The following is a 20,208-nucleotide window of genomic DNA, read 5'->3' on the forward strand; positions in this document are numbered from 1 at the left end:
ATGCGCTTCAACCTTTCCGAATGGGCGCTGCGTAATCGCCAGATCGTACTGTTCCTGATGCTTTTGCTGGCCATCGTCGGTGCGTTGTCCTACACCAAACTCGGCCAGAGTGAAGACCCGCCGTTCACGTTCAAAGCCATGGTGATTCAGACCCGCTGGCCGGGGGCGACCGCGCAGGAAGTCTCGCGGCAGGTCACCGAGCGTATTGAAAAGAAACTGATGGAAACCGGTGAGTACGAACGCATCGTGTCGTTCTCGCGCCCCGGCGAATCGCAGGTCACGTTCATTGCCCGCGATTCGATGCATTCCAAGCAAATCCCCGACCTCTGGTATCAGGTTCGCAAGAAGGTCAGTGATATTCGCCAGACCTTGCCGCCGGATATTCAGGGGCCGTTTTTCAACGATGAGTTCGGCACCACGTTCGGCAATATCTATGCGCTGACCGGGGACGGTTTCGATTACGCGGTGCTCAAGGATTACGCCGACCGCATCCAGATCCAGCTGCAACGGGTCAAGGATGTCGGCAAGGTCGACTTGCTCGGTTTGCAGGACGAGAAAATCTGGGTCGAACTGTCCAACGTCAAACTGGCGACTCTCGGCCTGCCGCTGGCGGCGGTACAACAAGCGCTGCAAGAACAGAACGCGGTGTCGACCGCCGGGTTCTTTGAAACCGGTAGCGAGCGCTTGCAGCTACGGGTCTCGGGGAATTTTCAGACGGTCGAGGAGATAAAGAACTTCCCGATCCGCGTCGGCGATCGTACGTTCCGCATCTCCGATGTCGCCGATGTGCGTCGCGGGTTCAACGATCCACCGGCGCCGCGCATGCGCTTCATGGGCGAAGATGCGATTGGTCTCGCGGTGGCGATGAAGGATGGCGGCGACATTCTGGTGCTGGGTAAAGCGCTGGAAGGCGAGTTCTCGCGCATCCAGAAAAACCTTCCGGCTGGCATGCAATTGCGCAAGGTTTCCGATCAGCCGGCGGCGGTGAAAACCGGAGTCGGCGAGTTCGTCCAGGTGCTGGTCGAGGCGCTGGCGATTGTCTTGCTGGTGAGCTTCTTCTCCCTCGGCGTGCGCACCGGCATGGTCGTGGCACTGACCATTCCATTGGTGCTGGCGATGACCTTCGCCTGCATGTATTACCTCGGCATCGGCCTGCACAAGATCTCCCTTGGTGCGTTGGTGTTGGCGTTGGGCTTGCTGGTGGATGACGCGATCATCGCCGTGGAAATGATGGCGATCAAAATGGAGCAGGGCTTTGACCGTATCCGCGCGGCGAGCTATGCCTGGACCAGCACCGCGTTCCCTATGCTCACCGGTACTTTGATCACCGCCGCCGGGTTTCTGCCGATTGCCACGGCGCAATCCGGCACTGGCGAATACACCCGTTCGATCTTTCAGGTGGTGACCATCGCCTTGCTCGCGTCCTGGGTGGCGGCGGTGATGTTCGTGCCGTATCTGGGGGAAAAACTCCTGCCGGATCTGGCGAAAATTCATGCGGCCAAACATGGTACCGCCGATGGTCAGGCTGATCCGTACGGCACGCCGTTTTATCAGCGCGTTCGGCGCTTGGTGGAGTGGTGCGTGGCGCACCGCAAGACCGTGATCGTGCTGACGGTGGGGCTGTTTATCGCCTCGGTGATGTTGTTCCGTTTCGTCCCGCAGCAGTTTTTCCCGGCTTCCAATCGACTGGAGTTGATGGTCGATCTGAAGCTGGCCGAAGGCGCGTCGCTGGCCAATACCACCGGTGAGGTGAAACGTCTGGAGGCGATGCTCAAGGATCACGCCGGTATTGATAATTATGTGGCGTATGTCGGCACCGGATCGCCGCGCTTTTATCTGCCTTTGGATCAACAGTTGCCGGCGGCCAGTTTTGCGCAGTTTGTGGTGTTGGCGAAAACCATTGAGGAACGTGAAGCGCTGCGCAGTTGGTTGATCGAGACGCTTAACGAGCAATTCCCGGCCCTGCGTTCGCGGGTGACGCGTCTGGAGAACGGTCCTCCGGTTGGTTATCCGGTGCAGTTCCGCGTCACCGGTGAACATATCGAAGAAGTCCGGGCGTTGGCGCGCAAGGTCGCGGCCAAGGTTCGCGAGAATCCGCATGTGGTCAATGTGCATCTGGATTGGGAAGAACCGAGCAAGGTCGTGTACCTGAACATCGATCAGGATCGCGCGCGAGCATTGGGTGTAAGCACGGCCAATCTGGCGAAATTCCTGCAGAGTTCGTTGACCGGGTCGAGTGTCAGTCAGTATCGCGAAGACAACGAATTGATCGAGATTCTGCTGCGCGGCACGGTGCATGAACGCACTGAATTGTCCTTGTTGCCGAGTCTGGCGGTGCCGACGGATAACGGCCGCAGTGTGGCGTTGTCGCAGATTGCCACGCTGGAATATGGCTTTGAAGAAGGGATTATCTGGCATCGCAATCGTCTGCCGAACGTGACCGTGCGTGCGGATATTTATGGCAAGGAGCAGCCGGCGACATTGGTGAAGCAGATCATGCCGACGCTGGATTCGATTCGCGCCGAGTTGCCCGATGGTTATCTGCTGGATGTCGGCGGTACGGTGGAGGATTCCGAGCGTGGGCAGAAGTCGGTGAATGCCGGGGTGCCGATGTTCATCGTGGTGGTGCTGACCTTGCTGATGGTGCAGTTGCGCAGTTTTTCGCGCACGGTGATGGTGTTTTTGACGGCGCCGCTGGGGTTGATCGGGGTGACGTTGTTTTTGATGGTGTTCCGTCAGCCGTTCGGGTTTGTGGCGATGCTGGGGACGATTGCGTTGTCCGGGATGATCATGCGCAATTCGGTGATTCTGGTGGATCAGATCGAGCAGGACATTGCTTCGGGGCTTAAGCCTTGGCAGGCGATTATCGAGGCTACGGTTCGACGCTTCAGGCCGATTGTGTTGACGGCGCTGGCGGCGGTGCTGGCGATGATTCCGTTGTCACGTAGTGTGTTTTTTGGGCCGATGGCGGTGGCGATCATGGGTGGGTTGATTGTTGCGACTGCGCTGACGCTTTTGTTTTTGCCGGCGTTGTATGCGGCTTGGTTCCGGGTGCGTAAGGGCGCTTGATTCTTTTGTGACGTGGCGGCCTTTGGGCCGACCATGTTCTTGGGGTTTTGGGTGTATATCCGTTTCTGCGGGTGCTGCCGCTGGCGGTTTCGCTCTTACAGCGAGTCCCTTTGGCAAACGCCCCAAAGGAACCAAAGGTCTTTGCCCTGACGTTCGGCCCGCTCGCTGGGGCTCGGGGTTCCTTCGCTCCGGGATTGATCCGGGCGCATCGCCTACGGTTTGCTTCGCTGCACCTCCTCTCGATGTGTTCGACTTCGTCGAACGGTCGCTGCGCTCCCACCCCCGGATCAATCCCTCCACTCAGCCTGCCGACGGGCCTTAAGATCAAAAGCTGCAGCCGAGCTAACGCTCATCCTGTTGAGTGGTGAGGAGCAGAAGCGATCTGCTCTCGCTTTTCTGTGGGAGCGAGCCTGCTCGCGAAGGCGGCCTGATAGCTGACCTGTTTTTTGCAGATGTACGCAATCCAACTGTCGGAGTGAGCCTGCTCGCGAAGGCGGCCTGACAGCCGACCAGGTTTTTGCAGATGTACGCAATCCAACTGTGGGAGCGAGCTTGCTCGCGAAGGCGGCCTGACAGCCGACCAGGTTTTTGCAGATGTACGCAATCCAACTGTGGGAGCGAGCTTGCTCGCGAAGGCGGCCTGACAGCTGACCTGTTTTTTGCAGATGTACGCAATCCAACTGTGGGAGCGAGCTTGCTCGCGAAGGCGGCCTGACAGCCGACCAGGTTTTTGCAGATGTACGCAATCCAACTGTGGGAGCGAGCTTGCTCGCGATGGCGGCCTGACAGCCGACCTGTTTTTTGCAGATGTACGCAATCCAACTGTGGGAGCGAGCTTGCTCGCGAAGGCGGCCTGACAGCCGACCTGTTTTTTGCAGATGTACGCAATCCAACTGTAGGAGTGAGCCTGCTCGCGAAGGCGGCCTGACAGCCGATCTGTTTTTTGCAGATGTACGCAATCCAACTGTGGGAGTGAGCCTGCTCGCGAAGGCGGCCTGACAGCTGACCTGTTTTTTGCAGATGTACGCAATCCAACTGTCGGAGTGAGCCTGCTCGCGAAGGCGGCCTGACAGCCGACCAGGTTTTTGCAGATGTACGCAATCCAACTGTGGGAGCGAGCTTGCTCGCGAAGGCGTTCTGAAATCCAACGATCCTCTGCCTGAATGCACCCAGTTCAAATTGTGGGAGCTGGCTTGCCAGCGATGACAGCACGTCAGTCGCTACCTGTCTGTCTGAATATCCATTGCTCGCTCTGCTCCCGCGACTTCCTACATCTTTTTCAGAAACCTCTGATATTGAGCCAGGGTGCCGCTAATGCTGTACTCAAGCCTCTGCTTTTCCAGAGTCCTTGAGTCCGCCTTGATGAAAAAGCCTCCATCCTTGAAGGGCCGATCCGACCCGGTGTTCGATTTGCTGGTGCGCCCGCCCCACAAGCATCGTCTGGCGGATTATCTTGCGCTGCTCAAGCCGCTCGATGATCAAGGGCGTTATCTGCCATTTGAAGCGTTGCGTTATCGCTGGGCGGCGGGGCTGGATGCCAAACTGTGTTGGGCGTTGGTCAAGAAGGCGCGGGCGGCCCAGTACATCGACCTTCTGCCGCTGGGCGAGCCGGTGCAGTGGGGCAAGTATCTGTTGACCCCTTTGGCACAGAAAACCATCTCCATCGTCGATCGGCAGGCCAGTACGGCCGCGCTGGAATTCATGACCAGCCAGATCGGCGAGCGGGCGCATTTCAGTTATCTGCTGAACGATCTAATCGAAGACGAGGCCATCGCCAGTAGTCAGTTGGAGGGCGCGGCGACCACCACGCGCGTAGCCAAGGACATGCTCAAGCAGCAGCGTCTGCCCCGTACTCCGGATGAACGCATGGTGATGGGTAATTACCGGATGATGAATTTTGCCTGGGAGAGACGTTACGAACCCATGAGCGTGGATCTGATCGCAGCGATTCATCGGGTGGGGGTCGAGGGCATTGATGACGAGCAGTATTCCCCCGGGGTGTTCAGGATCAATGACGAAGTGGTCGTTCAGGACGGGGCGGGCAACACCGTGCACCGACCACCACCTGCAGCAGGATTGGTATTGCGGCTGGAGCGACTGTCGCAGTGGGTCAACCTGCCCGACGGCTCACCGCAAGAGAAGAGCTATCTGCATCCGCTGATCAAGGCAATTACGCTGCACTTTGCCTTGGGTTACGAACATCCCTTTCGTGACGGCAACGGGCGGGTCGCAAGGGCGTTGTTTTACTGGTTCATGTTCAAGAACGAGTTTGCGGCGTTTCGCTACGTTGCGATCAGTTTGTTACTGCGTAATGCGCCGGTGAAATACGGGCGCTCATATCTGCATACAGAGGCGGATGAGCTGGATCTGACTTATTTCATCGAGTTCCAGTGTTCGGTCATTCAGCGAGCGGTGCTCGGGTTTACGGATGTTTATCGCGAGAGCGTGGCCTACGCCGAAGAGTTCGAGCGCTGGCTGACGAATTCTGGCTGCTTCGATCAGATGACGAAAAAACAACACGCGGTGTATCAGGCGGCAAAAAACGGGGTGGCGAAGGAGTTCACAGCGAGCAATGTGGCGGAAAATTTTGTTTGCTCGCACCGCGAGGCGGCTTTGGTTCTGAAGGGGCTGGACCAGTTACAGGTTTTTGAGAAAAAGAGGATGGGACGAGAGTGGGTGTTCTTTTTACGTAGTCCCTTACGTGGAGTGAAGCACGGGAGCGAGTGGATTCGCCCCCGTGCTCTGACTGCTTAGAGCGTGCCGAATACCTTCTTCGCCAAACTGGTCGCCGCAGCAGCCGGGTTCTGGCGAATGGTTTCTTCCTGTTTGCCGATCATCTCGAACAAGCCATTCAGCGCCTGCTCGGTCACGTAATTCTCAACGTTGGCACTCTTCGCATCGACAACGCCAAACGCAGCAGCCTGACCAGCGAACGAGTTGTACTTCTGTGCTACGCCAACCTTGTCGGTCGCCTGTTTGACGATCGGCAGGAACTTGGCGCGGATCTGTTCGCGGCTGGATTTGTCGAGGTATTGAGTGGCCGAGTCCTTGCCGCCGCTGAGGATGCCTTTGGCGTCTGCCACGCTCATTTTCTTCACGGCGTCGACGAGGATGGGCTGGGCTTGAGTTACAGCGCTTTCCGCCGCTTTGTTCATCGCGGTTTCCAGTTCTTCAACCTGAGCACCCATGCCGAAGGCTTTCATTTTGCTCGCGGCTTTGCCGAGTTTGCCCGGCAGTTCGATCTTCACGTCGGGGTTGTTGCTGAAGCCGCCGGGTGTGCCCAGTTGCTTGACGGCGATTTGTGCGCCTTGGGTCAGGGCATCCTTGAGGCCGCCGGTGGCGTCTGTTTGCGACAGGTCACTGAGCGACAGGGCCAGCGCGCTGGCGGAGATCATCAGGCCTGCGCACAGGCCGGCGAAGCGAAGGGTAGGGCGGAGCATGGCGGCTTCCTTGTTGCAGAAAGTGAATTAACGAACGGCGTCGACGCGGATTTTCAGCGGCTGCGGGTCGTTGCCGTTGAGTTGCACGGCGTGGTTTTCGGTGGTGATGAACATCAACTCACCGTTGACTTCAATGCGCGCGCTGACCGAGTAACGGTGGCCAGGTTTGATCTGCGCTGGATCGTAGCTCAAGTGGAAGGGCAGCGGCACCTGGCCTTTGACCGGACCTTTCTGCTCGTCCAGTACCACGGCTGGCGCATCGGCCAGCGAAACGTCTTGCAGGCTGACGCTGAGGGTCGCGCTCGGTGGCAGGGCGATGCGCTGCAGGTAGAACACTTCACCGTCGAGGCCGACCTTGCCGGCAGGTGTGGTCGACTGGCAGGCGCTGAGCAGTGTTGCGGCGGCGAGCAGAGTCAGTTTTTTCATGATGTTCTCCATTCAATTGTAGGAGCGAGCCTGCTCGCGATAGCGGTTTAGCATTCAACATTTCAGTTGTCTGACACTCCGTCTTCGCGAGCAAGCTCACTCCCACCAGGTTTGCATCAGGTCTCGGGTTGAGTGATGACCTGATCGGCAGCATCTTCACTGCGATGCAGCGCAACCTGGCGGATCGACAGTCGAATTTCCGCCGGCAACACGCGTTTGGCTGCACCTTCGGCAAGCTCGCCAAGCAGTTCGTGATAACTCAGTTTGCCGGCCTCGTCGCGGCGCAGCACGTCGAGGTCGAGCATTGTCTGGATGAAGTGACGGAACAGGCTCTTGTCGAAGAACTCCGGGGCATTCAAGCCATGGAGGATCGACAGGCGCTGGGCCATGACCGTGCAGAGGTCTTCCAACTCTTCGGCGCTGATGCTGTTCTGGCCGCTGTTGAGCAGCAAGGACACGGTCATGTAGAAGCGCTGCAAGGTCTGCGCGATGCTCTTCGACAGCAGCGTCAGCAGGACGAAATGCCGCGAACTTGGTGCCGGACGCAGATAGACGTCTTTCTCGAAACGCAACAGGCCTTGTTCGACGAACGCTTCCAGCCACTGATCGACCACACCGTCCAGTTCGTCCAGCGTCCAGCGAATGAACAGCTCAGATTGCAGGTACGGATACAGCGCGCGGGTGTAGCGCAGGATCTGTTCGCGGCTCATGCGCGAAGCGCTCTGGAAGAAGCTCGCCAGCAGTGCAGGCAACGCGAAGATGTGCAGCACGTTGTTGCGGTAGTAGGTCATCAGGACGGCATTCTGCTCGTCCAGATAGAGAATCTTGCCCAGCGCATCGTTCTGCTCGGCGAGCAGGTCCATGTCTTTCACATGCTCGATCAGCGCACGGCCGTCGCCTTCCGGCAGCGTGGTGTGCGGCGAGTACGGGACTTTGCGCAGCAGCGCCAGATACAGATCCAGCACTCGCGCCATGGCGCGATCATCCAGCGCCAGACGCGTAGTCGACAGCAGTGCCAGCGCCACGAGGTTGACCGGGTTGATCGCAGCGGCTTCGTTCAAATGCTGCGCAACTTTTTCGCCGAGGCGATTGGTGGTCTCGTTGAGCCACGCCGGTTTGTACTGCGGGCCGAGTTCCTGCTGGCGCCAGTCCGGTTGCTCGGCGTCGAGGAACTCCGCCAGTTTGATCGGCTCACCGAAGTTCACCGCAACCTGACCGAAACGCTGCTTGAGCGCGCCGATGACTTTAAAAATGTCGAAGATCGATTCTTTCTTCTTGCTCGCGCCACGCAATTCGCCGAGGTAGGTGCGACCCTCCAGCACGCGCTCATAGCCGATGTACACCGGCACAAACACGATCGGCATCCGCGACGAACGCAGGAAGCTGCGCATCGTAATGGCGAGCATGCCGGTTTTCGGTTGCAGCATGCGGCCGGTGCGCGAGCGGCCACCCTCGACGAAGTATTCGACCGGGAAGCCTTTGGTGAACAGCGTGTGTAGATATTCGTTGAACACCGAGGTGTACAGCGGATTGCCCTTGAACGTGCGGCGCATGAAGAACGCACCGCCACGGCGCAGCAGGCTGCCGATCACCGGCATGTTCAGGTTGATCCCGGCGGCGATGTGCGGCGGGGTCAGGCCGTTGCGGAACAGCAGATATGAGAGCAGCAGGTAGTCGATGTGGCTGCGATGGCACGGCACGTAGATCACTTCGTGACCTTGCGCGACCTTCTGCACGCCTTCGATGTGGTTGACCTTGATGCCGTCGTAGATCTTGTTCCAGAACCAGCTCAGCACCACTTCGAGGAAGCGGATCGCGGTGTAGGTATAGTCCGAGGCAATCTCGTTGCCGTAGCGCAAAGCCTGGGCCTTGGCTTTCTCCGGCGAGATGTTTTCGCGCTCGGCTTCGTCGAGGATCGCTTGCTTGACCAGCGGCTGGTTGAGCAGGCCTTTGACCAGGTTGCGACGGTGGGAAATGTCCGGGCCGATGACCGCTGCTTTGAGGTTGCGAAAGTGTACGCGCAGGATGCGCTGGGCCATGCGCACGGTGCGTTCGTGGCCCTTGTTGTGCTCGATCAGCTCACGCAGGTGAATCGGTGCGGAGAACTGCACGCGGGTTTTGCGCCCGAGGACGATGATGCTCAGCAGCCGACGCAGGCGCCCGGTGACCGCCCAGCTGTCGGCGAACAACAATTTCCAAGGACTGTTTTCGCTGTCCGGCGACTGGCCCCAGAACACGCTGACCGGAATGATCTGCGCGTCTTCGGCAGCGTTCTGCGTCAGGGCACTGACAAGGCGGGTCAGGGTCGGCGGTGCGCCGCGCTTGTCCTGGCGACCGAGCCAGTCCGGATCCGGCGTCAGGTAGAAAAACGCCGCCGGTTCGATCAGCGAACCCACCGACACCGGCAGCACCGGACGTGGCAGGCCGGCCTTGGTGCACTCGGTATCGACCACGGCCAGATCGGTCAGCGAAGGGTTTTGCAGGACGTAGAACACCGGACGACTGCGGTCGAGGTTGAGGGTGAGCGACGACTGGTTGATCGTTTCCGAGCGAACCCAGAGGTACAACAGTCGGCGCAAGGTGCCAAACACTAGACGGCGGAACGGGGAACGGGTCATACGGCTTCTGCGTGAGTGGATAAACCGAGCGGTTGCTCGGGAGGGCGACAGTTTGCCGTATTGGGCGAAAATCGGCAAAAAAGCGGCGAACTAATCTCCTGTTGAGACTTTCCGCACCTGTCATATACTCGGCGGTCTGTCGCCGGGGGCCTTTTATGGACGTCGGACGCAGGCTGACGTTCCGCAAAGGCTTTCCTGCGAAAAGCCTGTCCAATAATAAAAAAGGAGTATGAACAGATGGCAACACGTGAAACCGGCAACGTGAAGTGGTTCAACGACGCCAAGGGCTACGGCTTTATCCAGCGCGAAGACGGGCTGGACGTGTTCGTGCACTACCGCGCGATTCGCGGCGAAGGGCATCGGTCGCTGACTGAAGGCCAGCAGGTTGAATACGCAGTGATTACTGGCGAGAAGGGTTTGCAGGCTGAGGATGTTGTAGGCCTGTAACCTTGAAGATCAAAAGATCGCAGTCTACGGGTGTGCACATGACCCTGAAGGCGCTGTCGCAGGCTGCGATCTTTTTTGGGGCGAGAAAGTCCTGAACTCAATGCTGTATAAACAATCACCCTGTCAGTTATGACAGTAGACGTCTTTTTTTCTCACGCTTACCTTCGCGGAACAAAATCCCTGTGAATCAGAGTTTCCAGGGCGTTGTCTGTTCGAGAGGAAAGCGGCCATGTGGAAGAGTGTTTCGATTTTTCTGATAATGGGAGTTGTTGGATGCTCGGTGCAACCCACTCCCTCAGAGGTTGCGCAACCCGGCTTCCGGGCAATGACGGTTCAGTCATCACCATCACAGAACGAAACTCAGAATACGTTTGACGCGCAATCTTCGATATTCAAAGTGGTTGAAGCGCCAGTCGGTGAGTTGAACGTCGACACGCTCGGCAGCGAAGCCAACGTCCAGGTCAGTTATCCGAGCCTGGCAGCGAAGGACACCGTCGGTGTACGCCTGACCGGTGTGGCGTTGCGTGATGCGCCGATCCAGACCGTGTCCACCGCAGGCACGCTGACCTTCAAGTTGCCCAAAGCCTGGATCAGCGAAAACAAGGGTCGTACGTTCAACCTCACTTATACCTACAAGGTAGGTGGCGCGGGCAGTCTGATTACCTCGTCGCCACTGAGCATTCGCGTGGTCAGTGCTCAGGGCCAGAACGTATTCAAGGTGGTCGAAGCACCGACGGGTGAGTTGAACGTCGACACGCTCGGTACCGAAGCCAACGTCCAGGTCAGTTATCCGAGCCTGGCAGCGAAGGACACCGTCGGTGTACGCCTGACCGGTGTGGCGTTGCGTGATGCGCCGATCCAGACCGTGTCCACCGCAGGCACGCTGACCTTCAAGTTGCCCAAAGCCTGGATCAGCGAAAACAAGGGTCGTACGTTCAACCTCACTTATACCTACAAGGTAGGTGGCGCGGGCAGTCTGATTACCTCGTCGCCACTGAGCATTCGCGTGGTCAGTGCTCAGGGCCAGAACGTATTCAAAGTGGTCGAAGCACCGACGGGTGAGTTGAACGTCGACACGCTCGGCACCGAAGCCAACGTTCAGGTCAGTTATCCGAGCCTGGCAGCGAAAGATACTGTCGGCGTGCGCCTGACCGGTGTGGCGTTGCGTGATGCACCGATCCAGACCGTATCCACCGCAGGCACGCTGACCTTCAAGTTGCCCAAAGCCTGGATCACCGAAAACAAGGGTCGTACGTTCAACCTCACTTACACCTACAAGGTGGGTGGCGCGGGCAATCTGATTACCTCGTCAGCGCTGCCCGTGCGGGTAATCGGTACGGAGCCGGGAGGAGATGGGCAACGCGTTGCCAATGATCTCAATGCACAGTACGCCGATACGCGACAAAATTGCGGCAGTGCTTCGCTACCAGCGGCGTTGTGCTCGGGTGTCATATTGCGGGCGACGATCAACGGTACGGCTTATCGCGCCTGGAACCCCAGTCCGCTTTCGCAGCAGAATGGAGGAGTTTCATTTTTTTACTTGCGTAAAGATGCGCAGTTCAAAGGATTTCCCTCCAACTATCCAAACACCAGTGGTTTCGTCTTTTTTCCACTTCAGCAGCGCCCGGCGGGGAGTGTGGAAGTTCAGGTTCTATGCATTTTTCCCATAGACGGAGGCAGTGATATAAGGGGCGATCAGGGCTGTGGTGTATCCAGTAATTATCCGACGGTCAGTCGCTCATGCGAGCAGCAGGGAATTACCACTGCTGCAGGATGGCTCACCCATTACAACCAAGGACCCACAGGCTGGAAATACCAGCGGCAGTGTGGGTTCAATGTCCGACCCGGTCAGGGAACGCTTGCAGCCAATGCGTTTTATCAGGGAATACTGGCCATGAAGTTAATGGGGGCCGAGTCGTTCAACTCGTGGAATGAAATCCGTCTGGCGACATGGCCACAGAACATCCATACGACCATTCCAATCAAGGCATTCTTTTATACGAGTAATGGTTTGGCGGCTGCCCGGTTCAACCAGGAGGATTTTTACAAGTATTCCAGCAAGGCAATACCGATTATCAAGCTGACGATGCCCCGAACAACTGCCGATTCCGCACGGTTTGAATTCATAAAAGCCGATCAAGCGGTGGGCAACTGGAACTGAGGGAGCTATTCAGGGTGTAACTTGTAATTTCAAGGTCGAAAGATCGCTGTCCGAGACAGCGATCTTTTGCTTTCAGGCGGTTTTCCAGGTGATTTCTTCTTCACCGTCTGCGCTGATACGCATCCAGCGGTCCGCCGTCTCTTCACCTTCCTCTTCAACCCACGTCCCCGGCGCGCAACGCACTTCGACGTTTAGCGCAGCAAAGGCGGCGCGGGCGCAGGCGATGTCGTCGTCCCATGGGGTCTGGTCGCTTTCGAGGTACAGGCTGTTCCACTTGCCCACGGCTTTCGGCAGCCAGGTCACCGGCACGTTGCCGGCCGTGCATTTGTAAGTCTGGCCTTTCTGTACCCAGTCACTGCACGGGCCCAACGCTTCGCCCAGCCAGGCCGAAATGGCCTTGTGGTCGACGTCGGCGTCTTTCAGGTAAATCTCGATGTCCGGTTGGCGCATGGATGTCCTCACTGCGGGTCTGAAAAATCCATTCGCGGATTTAGCCGGCCCCGGGCACTCGCCCGAGACCAAAAGTTATTGAAGAACGAAATAATCGTAGCGCATCGACACGGTGGTCACGAACGGCTCGGCCTGTTCGATCACCGCCGCACGACGCTCGGCACTGGCGCGCCAGCCGTGAGGTGTCATCGCCAACAGGTTGGCGCGATCCTCAGGCTTGTCCAGCGTCAGCTTGAATTCCAGGGTTTCGCTGTGCGCCAGCGCCATGCCTTCCGGCACCAGGGCCAGATGCTTGTCGTCGGTGTATTCACGCACTTCGTCATAAAGACGTTCGCGCAACTCCATCAGGTGGCCGCTGGTCGGGCCGACTTTCATCAGACCGCCGCCGACACTGAGCAGACGCTTGGCTTCTTCCCAGTCCAGAGGACTGAAAACGCTGGCGAGAAACTGGCAACTGCCCGACGCCAACGGCACGCGGGCCATGCTGGCGATCAACCAGGTGATCGCCGGATTACGTTTGCAGGCACGTTTGACCGCTTCGCGGGAAATATCCAGTGCGTAGCCATCCGCGTTCGGCAAGGCCTCGGCGATCTGCGCGGTGTAGTAACCCTCGCCACAACCGATATCGACCCAGCGATCCGGCGCATAACTCGCCGCCAGCTCGGCCAGACGCTTGGCCACCGGCGCGTAATGCCCTGCGTTCAAGAAGTCCCGGCGTGCTTCGACCATGGCCTGGTTGTCGCCAGGATCACGGCTGTTCTTGTGCTGTACCGGCAACAGGTTCAGATAACCCTGTCGCGCACGGTCGAAGCGATGGCCGGCGGGGCAGACCACGCCGTTGTCCACTGTGTTCAGCGGTTCACTGCAGATGGGGCAAGCGAGCATCAGGCGAGCAACTTGATCAGGGTCTGGTAGTAGATCTCGGTCAGCACATCGAGATCGGCGGCCAGAACGCGTTCGTTGACCTGGTGAATGGTCGCGTTGACCGGGCCCAGTTCAACCACTTGCGTGCCCATGGTCGCGATGAAGCGGCCATCGGAAGTCCCACCGCTGGTCGACGCCTTGGTCTCGCGACCGGTGATGGTCTTGATGCTTGCCGACACCGCGTCGAGCAGTGCGCCCGGTTCGGTGAGGAACGGCAGGCCGGACAGTGCCCAGTCGATGTGCCAGTCCAGATCGTGCTTGTCGAGAATATCGGCCACGCGTTTCTGCAGGCCTTCGACGGTCGATTCGGTGGAGAAGCGGAAGTTGAACACCGCCACCAGATCACCCGGAATCACGTTGGTCGCGCCAGTGCCGGAATTGACGTTGGAGATCTGGAAACTGGTCGGCGGGAAGAAATCGTTGCCGTGATCCCAATGCTCGGCAGCCAGTTCGGCCAGCGCCGGAGCAGCGAGGTGGATCGGGTTCTTCGCCAGATGCGGGTAAGCGACGTGACCCTGAATGCCTTTGACGGTGAGCTTGGCACCGAGCGAGCCGCGACGGCCGTTCTTCACCACGTCGCCAACCAAAGTGGTGCTCGATGGTTCGCCAACGATGCACCAGTCCAGACGCTCGTTACGCGCAGCAAGACGCTCGACCACAGCCTTGGTGCCGTGGTGCGCCGGGCCTTCTTCGTCGCTGGTGATCAGGAACGCGACCTTGCCCTTGTGGTTCGGGTAGTCAGCGACAAAGCGCTCGGCGGCGACGGTCATCGACGCCAGGCTGCCTTTCATGTCCGCCGCGCCACGGCCGCAGAGCATGCCGTGTTCATCGATCAGCGCGTTGAACGGGTCGATCTGCCACGCCGTGACCGGGCCGGTCGGCACCACGTCGGTGTGGCCGGCGAAGCACAGCACCGGGCCGTCGTTGTTGCCGTGGGTGGCCCAGAAGTTATCCACATCTTCGATGCGCATCGGCTCGAGGCTGAAACCGGCATCGCCCAGGCGCTGCATCATCTGCTTCTGGCAATCGGCGTCGACCGGCGTCACGGACGGACGGCGGATCAGGTCGATGGCGAGTTGGAGGGTCGGCGAAAGGTCGGCGTGGGCCGTCATGGAAAACTCCGAAGATCATGAATGTGGGCGCGGACTAACCTACAGGAATTGGGTTCGGCCAATGAGCCGAACGCCGCCAAGCCCCGCAAAATGGCGGTTATCTTAAAGCAAAACGGCGACCATTGGCCGCCGTTTAGTGCTTCGATGAGTATTTAGACGACCGGCGCCGGTTCCGCTGCAGCCGCCGGTTTCGGCAGCGACGACAGGAACGCCATGATCAGCGCCGCCAGATACGGCAGCGACTGCACCAGCAACATCACCACCCAGAAACGCATGTCGTTGCTCGGCATGCCGTTGACCAGGAAGATCCCCAGCGCCGCGCCCCACAACAGCAGCATGATGAACAGCTCTTCGCGCGCTTCGGAAATCGCCACCCAGAAACCATGGTTGTCGGCGTTTTTCGGCGTGCGGAAGAACGGAATGCTGCTGGTGAAGAAACCGTACAGCACCGCTTTGGCGATGGTATGCGACAACGCCAGCCCGGCCAGTGCCGCGCAGAAGGCATCTTTCAGGTTCACGCCGACGGCGCGACGGTAGAGGAAGATGATCTTGCCGACCTTGAACACGAACAGCGCCAGTGGCGGGATTGCGAAGATCAGCAAAGGCGGATCGACTCGTTGCGGCACGATGATCATCGCCGCCGACCACAACAGCGCGCCGACGGTGAAGAAGATGTTCATGCCGTCCGCAACCCACGGCAACCAGCCCGCAAGGAAGTGGTAACGCTGGCCACGGGTCAGCTCGGTGTCCTTGCCGCGCAACAGGCTGCCGGTGTGGCGCTTGATGATCTGAATCGCACCGTAGGCCCAGCGGAAACGCTGCTTCTTGAAGTCGATAAACGTATCCGGCATCAGGCCCTTGCCGTAGCTGTCGTGGTAATACGCCGCCGACAGGCCTTTCTCGAACACGCGCAGACCGAGTTCGGCGTCTTCACAGATGCACCAGTCAGCCCAACCCAATTCTTCCAGCACCGAGCGGCGGGTCATGGTCATGGTGCCATGCTGGATGATCGCGTCACGGTCGTTACGAGTGACCATGCCGATATGGAAGAAGCCTTTGTATTCGGCGTAGCAGAGCTTCTTGAAGGTGCTTTCGTTCTGATCGCGATAATCCTGCGGCGACTGCACCACGGCGATTTTCGGGTCAGCGAAGTGCGGCACCATGTGCTTGAGCCAGTTCGGGTGCACGCAGTAATCGGAGTCGATTACCGCGATGACTTCGGCATCCTTGGCCGTGTGCGGAATCAGGTAGTTCAGCGCGCCACCCTTGAAACCGGCCAGCGGCGAGACGTGGAAGAACTTGAAGCGTGGGCCGAGGGTTTCGCAGTAATCGCGCACCGGCTCCCACACCGCCGGATCCTTGGTGTTGTTGTCGATGATCAGGACTTCGTAGTCCGGATAATCGAGCGCGGCGAGGGCGTCGAGGGTCTGTTTGACCATGTCCGGCGGCTCGTTGTAGCACGGCACATGGATCGAGACTTTCGGGCGATAGCTGGAGTCGCCCTCGACCGGCAGGAACTCACGCCGCCGCTTGTGAATCCACACCGCTTCGGCCAGTTCATGCGCTTCGGTGAGCAAAACGATAAACACCCCGAGTGCACCCAGCGCCAAGAGGAAGCCGACGGTCAAACTGAACCACGTGCTGTATTGCAGGCTGTAGTCGTAACCGATCCACACCAGCACCGAACCACAGAGGAAGGCGATAAAGGTCAGGAAGATCCGCCCACGCTGACGCAATGCTGAGCCGTCGATCATCAGCAAGGTCAGCGACAACAGCGCCAGCACCACCGAACCGATCGCCAGCACGCGCCACTGCGGGATCGCGACCACCGGGCCTTCGAAGTTGAATTTTTGCTGACGCGCAGCGTTGAACACGCCCCAGTACGCGCCGACCGAGCCTTCGTCGCTGGCCTTCCACGGCTGGTCAAACGCCTCGATCACGAAGTAGTTGAAGCCTTGGCGGTTGAGCTTGTTGACCAGTGTGCGCAAGTAGATCGCCTGATCCGCCGGCGACGCATCGGCACCGCCACGCATGCGACCGTTGCTCGGCCAGCCGACCTCGGAGAGCAGCAGCGGTTTTTTCGGGAAGAGCTTTTTCAGATCGCGAGCGCGATCAAAAACGAACTGGCCGGCCTTGTCGACCGGAATGAACTCCCAGTACGGCAAAACGTGCGCAGCGATCAGGTCAACGTGTTTGGCCAGTTCCGGGTGTTCTTCCCAGACGTGCCATTGCTCGGAGGTGGTCACCGGCACTTTCACCGCTGCGCGCACGCGATCGAGCAGCACGCTCAGCTCTTGGGCGGTGATTTCCTTGCGGAAGATCGCTTCGTTACCGACCACCACGCGAACCACGCTGCGCGAGGTGTTGGCCAGTTCGATGGCACGGGTGATTTCCCGTTCGTTGCGCTCCTGATCCGGGCTGATCCAGATCCCCAGCGTCACGCGCAGGCCGAATTCTTCAGCCAGTTTCGGGATGTCTTGCAGCGAACCGTCGACCGAGTAGATGCGGATGTTATCCGTCAGCTTGCTCATGATCTCCAGGTCGCGGCGCATTTCGTCGTCAGTCGGGTACTGATCTTTTTGCGGATATTGTCCCTGCTGGAACGGCGAATAGGAGAAACCGGAGATCTGCTCCGGCCAGTTCGGCGCGGAAACCGGGCGATTGATCAGCGCCCAGAAACCGGTGAACAGGGCGGCGATTGCCAGAACCACCACCAGGTTGAGTCCAAATTTACGCGATGACATAGCTATTTCGGGTTCCAAAGGCTGTGGAACGGAGGATCGGTCGGCTATACGCCCGAGGGGCGCGCATCCTACACCGGCAGTTCGCAAGTCGTACATCAGACAGGGAAATGCCCGACATTGGGCAGCCGACTTTGACTTAAGTTCTTACACTTGTAGTTCGAAGCTTAAAACTTGTCGCTGTGTAGCCCTATAATGCGCGCCGGTTTTTGGGGTAATGGTCATGAGTACAGAAGATCCGCGGTTTGCAGGCATCGCCCGTTTGTATGGCATCGAAGGCATGGAGCGCTTGCGCGCGGCCCATGTGGCGATTGTCGGCGTCGGTGGCGTCGGTTCCTGGGCGGCGGAAGCCATGGCCCGTTGTGGCGTCGGCGAGATTTCGCTGTTCGACCTTGATGACGTTTGCGTCAGCAACGCCAACCGCCAGTTGCACGCGCTGGACAGCACCGTCGGCAAGCCCAAGGTCGAAGTGATGGCCGAGCGTCTGCGCGGGATCAACCCGGATTGCACCGTGCACGCCGTGGCGGATTTCGTCACCCGCGACACCATGGCCGAATACATCACGCCGAACATCGACTGCGTGATCGACTGCATCGACGCGGTCAACGCCAAGGCTGCGCTGATTGCCTGGTGCAAGCGCCGCAAGATCCAGATCATCACTACCGGCGGTGCGGGCGGGCAGATCGATCCGACGCTGATTCAGGTGTGCGATCTCAACCGCACGTTCAACGACCCGTTGGCCTCGAAAGTGCGTTCGACGTTGCGTCGTGATTATGGTTTTTCGCGCACCGTGACCCGCCATTACAGCGTGCCGTGTGTGTTCTCCACGGAACAACTGCGCTACCCGAAACCGGATGGCAGTATTTGTTTGCAGAAGAGTTTTGTCGGCGATGGCGTGAAGCTCGACTGCGCCGGCGGGTTTGGTGCGGTGATGATGGTGACGGCAACGTTCGGTATGGTTGCGGCGACCAAGGCTGTGGACAAGATTGTCGCGGGTGTGCGGCGCCCGGCGGATCGCATTAAACCTGAGGTTTGATGCTGGGGCTGATGGACCTATCGCGAGCAGGCTCACTCCTACAGGGGGAATGCGTTCCAATTGTAGGAGTGAGCCTGCTCGCGATGGCTGCGAAGCAGCCGCTTTAAAGTGCCAACTCATTCATCCGCTGGAGCACAGCATTCAGGCCATTGCTGCGCGATGGCGATAGCTGGCGCGACAGGCCGAGCTGATTAAACCAATCAGGCAAGTCGATTTGCTTTAAATCAGTCGCCGACAACCCGTTAACCCGCAGCAGCAACAACGCCACCAACCCACGAATCATCCGCGCATCGCTGCTGGCGCTGAATTGCCAGTGACCGTCGTGCAGTTCACCAACCAGCCAGACCTGACTCTCACAGCCATGCACCCGGTTAGCCTCGCACTTGTCGGCGTCACTCAGTGGCGGCAAACGGTCACCAAACTGCATCAACAACCGCGCCCGTTGTTCCCAGCCCGCTGCATTCTGAAAAGTCTGCAGCGCCTCAGCGGCCTTGACCGGCAAACTCATCGCAACAACTCCAGCGCCTGATCCAGCGCTTCAAAGAAGCGTTCCAGATCCTCGGAATCGTTGTACAGCGCCAGCGACACCCGAATCGCCCCGGCCAGTTCGAAGCTTTTCAGCAGCGGCATGGCGCAGTGATGCCCGGCGCGCACCGCGATCCCTTGCTCGGTCAAAAGATGCGCGAGATCGGCGTTATGCACACCTTCAACGACAAAACTCGCCAGCGCCAATTGCGGATTTCCGAGCAAACGAATGCCGTTACGGGCGGCAAGGCCACGCAGCAGATAGTCATGCAGCGCAGTCTCGTGGGCGGACACCGCGTCCTGATCCAGACCGGCCAGATAATCCAGCGTCGCGCCAAGGCCGATCACACTGGCAATCGGCGGTGTGCCCGCCTCGAAGCCCAGCGGCGCCGGGCGGAAACGCGCGTCGTGATAGTTGGCTTCCAGCACCATCTCACCGCCGAACTGCCAGGGCTTCAGTTGTTCAAGCGCAGCGTTGCGTCCGAACAGCACGCCGAGGCCATCGGGGCCGTACAGCTTGTGGCTGGAAAACACGTAGAAGTCGCAACCCAGCGCCTGCACGTCATGCCGACCATGCACCACGCCTTGCGCGCCATCGACCACGGTCAGCGCGTTGTGCGCCTTGGCCATGCCCAGCAACGCCGGCAATGGCTGCCACGAACCGAGCACGTTGGACAACTGACTGACCGCCAGCAAGCGCGTGCGCGGGCCGATCAGGTGCACAGCGGCAGCAAGGTCGATCAGACCGTCGGCATCCAGCGGCAGGATCACCAGTTTGAGACTTCGCCGTTGGGCCAGTTGCTGCCACGGCAGCAGGTTGGCGTGATGCTCCAGGGCGCTGATGACAATTTCATCGCCCGGGTGGAAAAGAGGTTCCAGGCCATACGCCAGGAGGTTCAGCGCACTGGTGGCGCCGTGAGTAAAGATGATTTGCCCACTGTCATCGGCATTCAGCCACTGGGCAACCTTCAGCCGACTGTCCTCGAACGCCTGCGTGGCATGAGCGCCGGGCAGGTGTTGCGCACGATGCACATTGGCCGCGCCGTTGGCGTAGTAATGCGTCAGTGCGTCGAGCAGGGCTTGGGGTTTTTGCGTGGTGGCGGCGTTGTCCAGATAGGTCTGGTCTTGCCGTTGCAGCGCGGCGATGGCCGGGAAATCGGCACGCCACGGGGAGGGAATCATCATTTGTTCAGCCCTGTGAACTTGGGCGGGATGTACACAAGACACTGTGGGAGCGAGCTTGCTCGCGAAGGCGTCCT

The 20,208-nt window shown here is 59.1% G+C and carries 14 protein-coding genes; 5 read left to right on the forward strand and 9 right to left on the reverse strand.

Annotated elements, in window-relative coordinates; translation table 11 throughout:
• On the forward strand, positions 1 to 3,069 hold the full coding sequence (locus CLU80_RS19290; protein ID WP_093436655.1) for an efflux RND transporter permease subunit: 3,069 nt from the start codon (positions 1 to 3) through the stop codon (positions 3,067 to 3,069).
• A 1,362-nt stretch (positions 3,070 to 4,431) separates the two neighbouring features.
• A complete protein-coding gene (locus CLU80_RS19295) occupies positions 4,432 to 5,823 on the forward strand; it encodes a Fic family protein (protein ID WP_099758116.1) in 1,392 nt (463 codons plus the stop codon).
• Here CLU80_RS19295 and CLU80_RS19300 read toward each other — a convergent pair.
• The 3 genes from CLU80_RS19300 to plsB all read right to left on the reverse strand — a co-directional run bounded on the left by CLU80_RS19300 (position 5,820) and on the right by plsB (position 9,553).
• On the reverse strand, positions 5,820 to 6,509 hold the full coding sequence (locus CLU80_RS19300; RefSeq protein ID WP_093436645.1) for a DUF4197 domain-containing protein: 690 nt from the start codon (positions 6,507 to 6,509) through the stop codon (positions 5,820 to 5,822). The genes CLU80_RS19295 and CLU80_RS19300 overlap by 4 nt on opposite strands.
• Before the next feature lie 27 nt (positions 6,510 to 6,536).
• Positions 6,537 to 6,935 carry a YbaY family lipoprotein gene (locus CLU80_RS19305; RefSeq protein WP_099758117.1) on the reverse strand — a complete coding sequence of 133 codons (399 nt, stop codon included), beginning with the start codon at positions 6,933 to 6,935 and terminating at the stop codon, positions 6,537 to 6,539.
• Between the two features lie 116 nt (positions 6,936 to 7,051).
• Positions 7,052 to 9,553, reverse strand: coding sequence for a glycerol-3-phosphate 1-O-acyltransferase PlsB (plsB, locus tag CLU80_RS19315; RefSeq protein ID WP_093436637.1), 2,502 nt, complete (start codon positions 9,551 to 9,553; stop codon positions 7,052 to 7,054).
• Between the two features lie 237 nt (positions 9,554 to 9,790).
• Here plsB and CLU80_RS19320 point away from each other — a divergent pair, with 237 nt between their 5' ends.
• On the forward strand, positions 9,791 to 10,000 hold the full coding sequence (locus CLU80_RS19320; protein ID WP_093436634.1) for a cold-shock protein: 210 nt from the start codon (positions 9,791 to 9,793) through the stop codon (positions 9,998 to 10,000).
• Between the two features lie 229 nt (positions 10,001 to 10,229).
• A complete protein-coding gene (locus CLU80_RS19325) occupies positions 10,230 to 12,161 on the forward strand; it encodes a hypothetical protein (protein WP_286079751.1) in 1,932 nt (643 codons plus the stop codon).
• 72 nt (positions 12,162 to 12,233) lie between these two features.
• Here CLU80_RS19325 and CLU80_RS19330 read toward each other — a convergent pair whose 3' ends face one another.
• The 4 genes from CLU80_RS19330 to CLU80_RS19345 all read right to left on the reverse strand — a co-directional run bounded on the left by CLU80_RS19330 (position 12,234) and on the right by CLU80_RS19345 (position 17,391).
• Entirely contained in the window at positions 12,234 to 12,611 is a 378-nt protein-coding gene (locus CLU80_RS19330) for a hypothetical protein (protein ID WP_093436628.1), read from the reverse strand.
• 75 nt (positions 12,612 to 12,686) lie between these two features.
• The gene (locus tag CLU80_RS19335) at positions 12,687 to 13,496 is read right to left on the reverse strand and encodes a putative RNA methyltransferase (RefSeq protein ID WP_093436625.1); all 810 of its coding nucleotides are present in this window, start codon (positions 13,494 to 13,496) and stop codon (positions 12,687 to 12,689) included.
• Complete coding sequence (gene dapE, locus CLU80_RS19340; RefSeq protein ID WP_099758120.1) at positions 13,496 to 14,647, reverse strand: succinyl-diaminopimelate desuccinylase; 1,152 nt, start codon at positions 14,645 to 14,647, stop codon at positions 13,496 to 13,498. Before dapE ends, CLU80_RS19335 begins: the two co-directional genes overlap by 1 nt.
• Positions 14,648 to 14,799: 152 nt before the next feature.
• Positions 14,800 to 17,391, reverse strand: a complete 2,592-nt coding sequence (locus tag CLU80_RS19345; RefSeq protein WP_093436619.1) for a glycosyltransferase — start codon at positions 17,389 to 17,391, stop codon at positions 14,800 to 14,802.
• A 214-nt stretch (positions 17,392 to 17,605) separates the two neighbouring features.
• On the opposite strand from CLU80_RS19345, the gene tcdA reads away from it, so the two are divergent.
• A complete protein-coding gene (gene tcdA, locus CLU80_RS19350; RefSeq protein ID WP_093436616.1) occupies positions 17,606 to 18,424 on the forward strand; it encodes a tRNA cyclic N6-threonylcarbamoyladenosine(37) synthase TcdA in 819 nt (272 codons plus the stop codon).
• A gap of 103 nt (positions 18,425 to 18,527) precedes the next feature.
• Here the strand turns inward: tcdA and CLU80_RS19355 are convergent, their stop codons facing one another.
• The gene (locus tag CLU80_RS19355) at positions 18,528 to 18,932 is read right to left on the reverse strand and encodes a SufE family protein (RefSeq protein WP_099758121.1); all 405 of its coding nucleotides are present in this window, start codon (positions 18,930 to 18,932) and stop codon (positions 18,528 to 18,530) included.
• The gene (locus CLU80_RS19360; protein ID WP_099758122.1) at positions 18,929 to 20,134 is read right to left on the reverse strand and encodes an aminotransferase class V-fold PLP-dependent enzyme; all 1,206 of its coding nucleotides are present in this window, start codon (positions 20,132 to 20,134) and stop codon (positions 18,929 to 18,931) included. The genes CLU80_RS19355 and CLU80_RS19360 overlap by 4 nt, the downstream gene beginning before the upstream one ends.
• Between the last annotated feature and the right edge of the window lie 74 nt (positions 20,135 to 20,208).

This window comes from Pseudomonas sp. 29, from assembly GCF_002754355.1.
GTDB classification, from domain to species: Bacteria; Pseudomonadota; Gammaproteobacteria; order Pseudomonadales; family Pseudomonadaceae; genus Aquipseudomonas; species Aquipseudomonas neuropathica.

Bases quoted from the DNA above. Each gene is read 5' to 3' on its own strand.
- CLU80_RS19290 (WP_093436655.1), top strand. From the start codon at position 1: ATGCGCTTCAACCTTTCCGAATGGGCGCTGCGTAATCGCCAGATCGTA.
- CLU80_RS19295 (WP_099758116.1), top strand. From the start codon at position 4,432: ATGAAAAAGCCTCCATCCTTGAAGGGCCGATCCGACCCGGTGTTCGAT.
- CLU80_RS19300 (WP_093436645.1), bottom strand. From the start codon at position 6,509: ATGCTCCGCCCTACCCTTCGCTTCGCCGGCCTGTGCGCAGGCCTGATG.
- CLU80_RS19305 (WP_099758117.1), bottom strand. From the start codon at position 6,935: ATGAAAAAACTGACTCTGCTCGCCGCCGCAACACTGCTCAGCGCCTGC.
- plsB (WP_093436637.1), bottom strand. From the start codon at position 9,553: ATGACCCGTTCCCCGTTCCGCCGTCTAGTGTTTGGCACCTTGCGCCGA.
- CLU80_RS19320 (WP_093436634.1), top strand. From the start codon at position 9,791: ATGGCAACACGTGAAACCGGCAACGTGAAGTGGTTCAACGACGCCAAG.
- CLU80_RS19325 (WP_286079751.1), top strand. From the start codon at position 10,230: ATGTGGAAGAGTGTTTCGATTTTTCTGATAATGGGAGTTGTTGGATGC.
- CLU80_RS19330 (WP_093436628.1), bottom strand. From the start codon at position 12,611: ATGCGCCAACCGGACATCGAGATTTACCTGAAAGACGCCGACGTCGAC.
- CLU80_RS19335 (WP_093436625.1), bottom strand. From the start codon at position 13,496: ATGCTCGCTTGCCCCATCTGCAGTGAACCGCTGAACACAGTGGACAAC.
- dapE (WP_099758120.1), bottom strand. From the start codon at position 14,647: ATGACGGCCCACGCCGACCTTTCGCCGACCCTCCAACTCGCCATCGAC.
- CLU80_RS19345 (WP_093436619.1), bottom strand. From the start codon at position 17,391: ATGTCATCGCGTAAATTTGGACTCAACCTGGTGGTGGTTCTGGCAATC.
- tcdA (WP_093436616.1), top strand. From the start codon at position 17,606: ATGGTCATGAGTACAGAAGATCCGCGGTTTGCAGGCATCGCCCGTTTG.
- CLU80_RS19355 (WP_099758121.1), bottom strand. From the start codon at position 18,932: ATGAGTTTGCCGGTCAAGGCCGCTGAGGCGCTGCAGACTTTTCAGAAT.
- CLU80_RS19360 (WP_099758122.1), bottom strand. From the start codon at position 20,134: ATGATGATTCCCTCCCCGTGGCGTGCCGATTTCCCGGCCATCGCCGCG.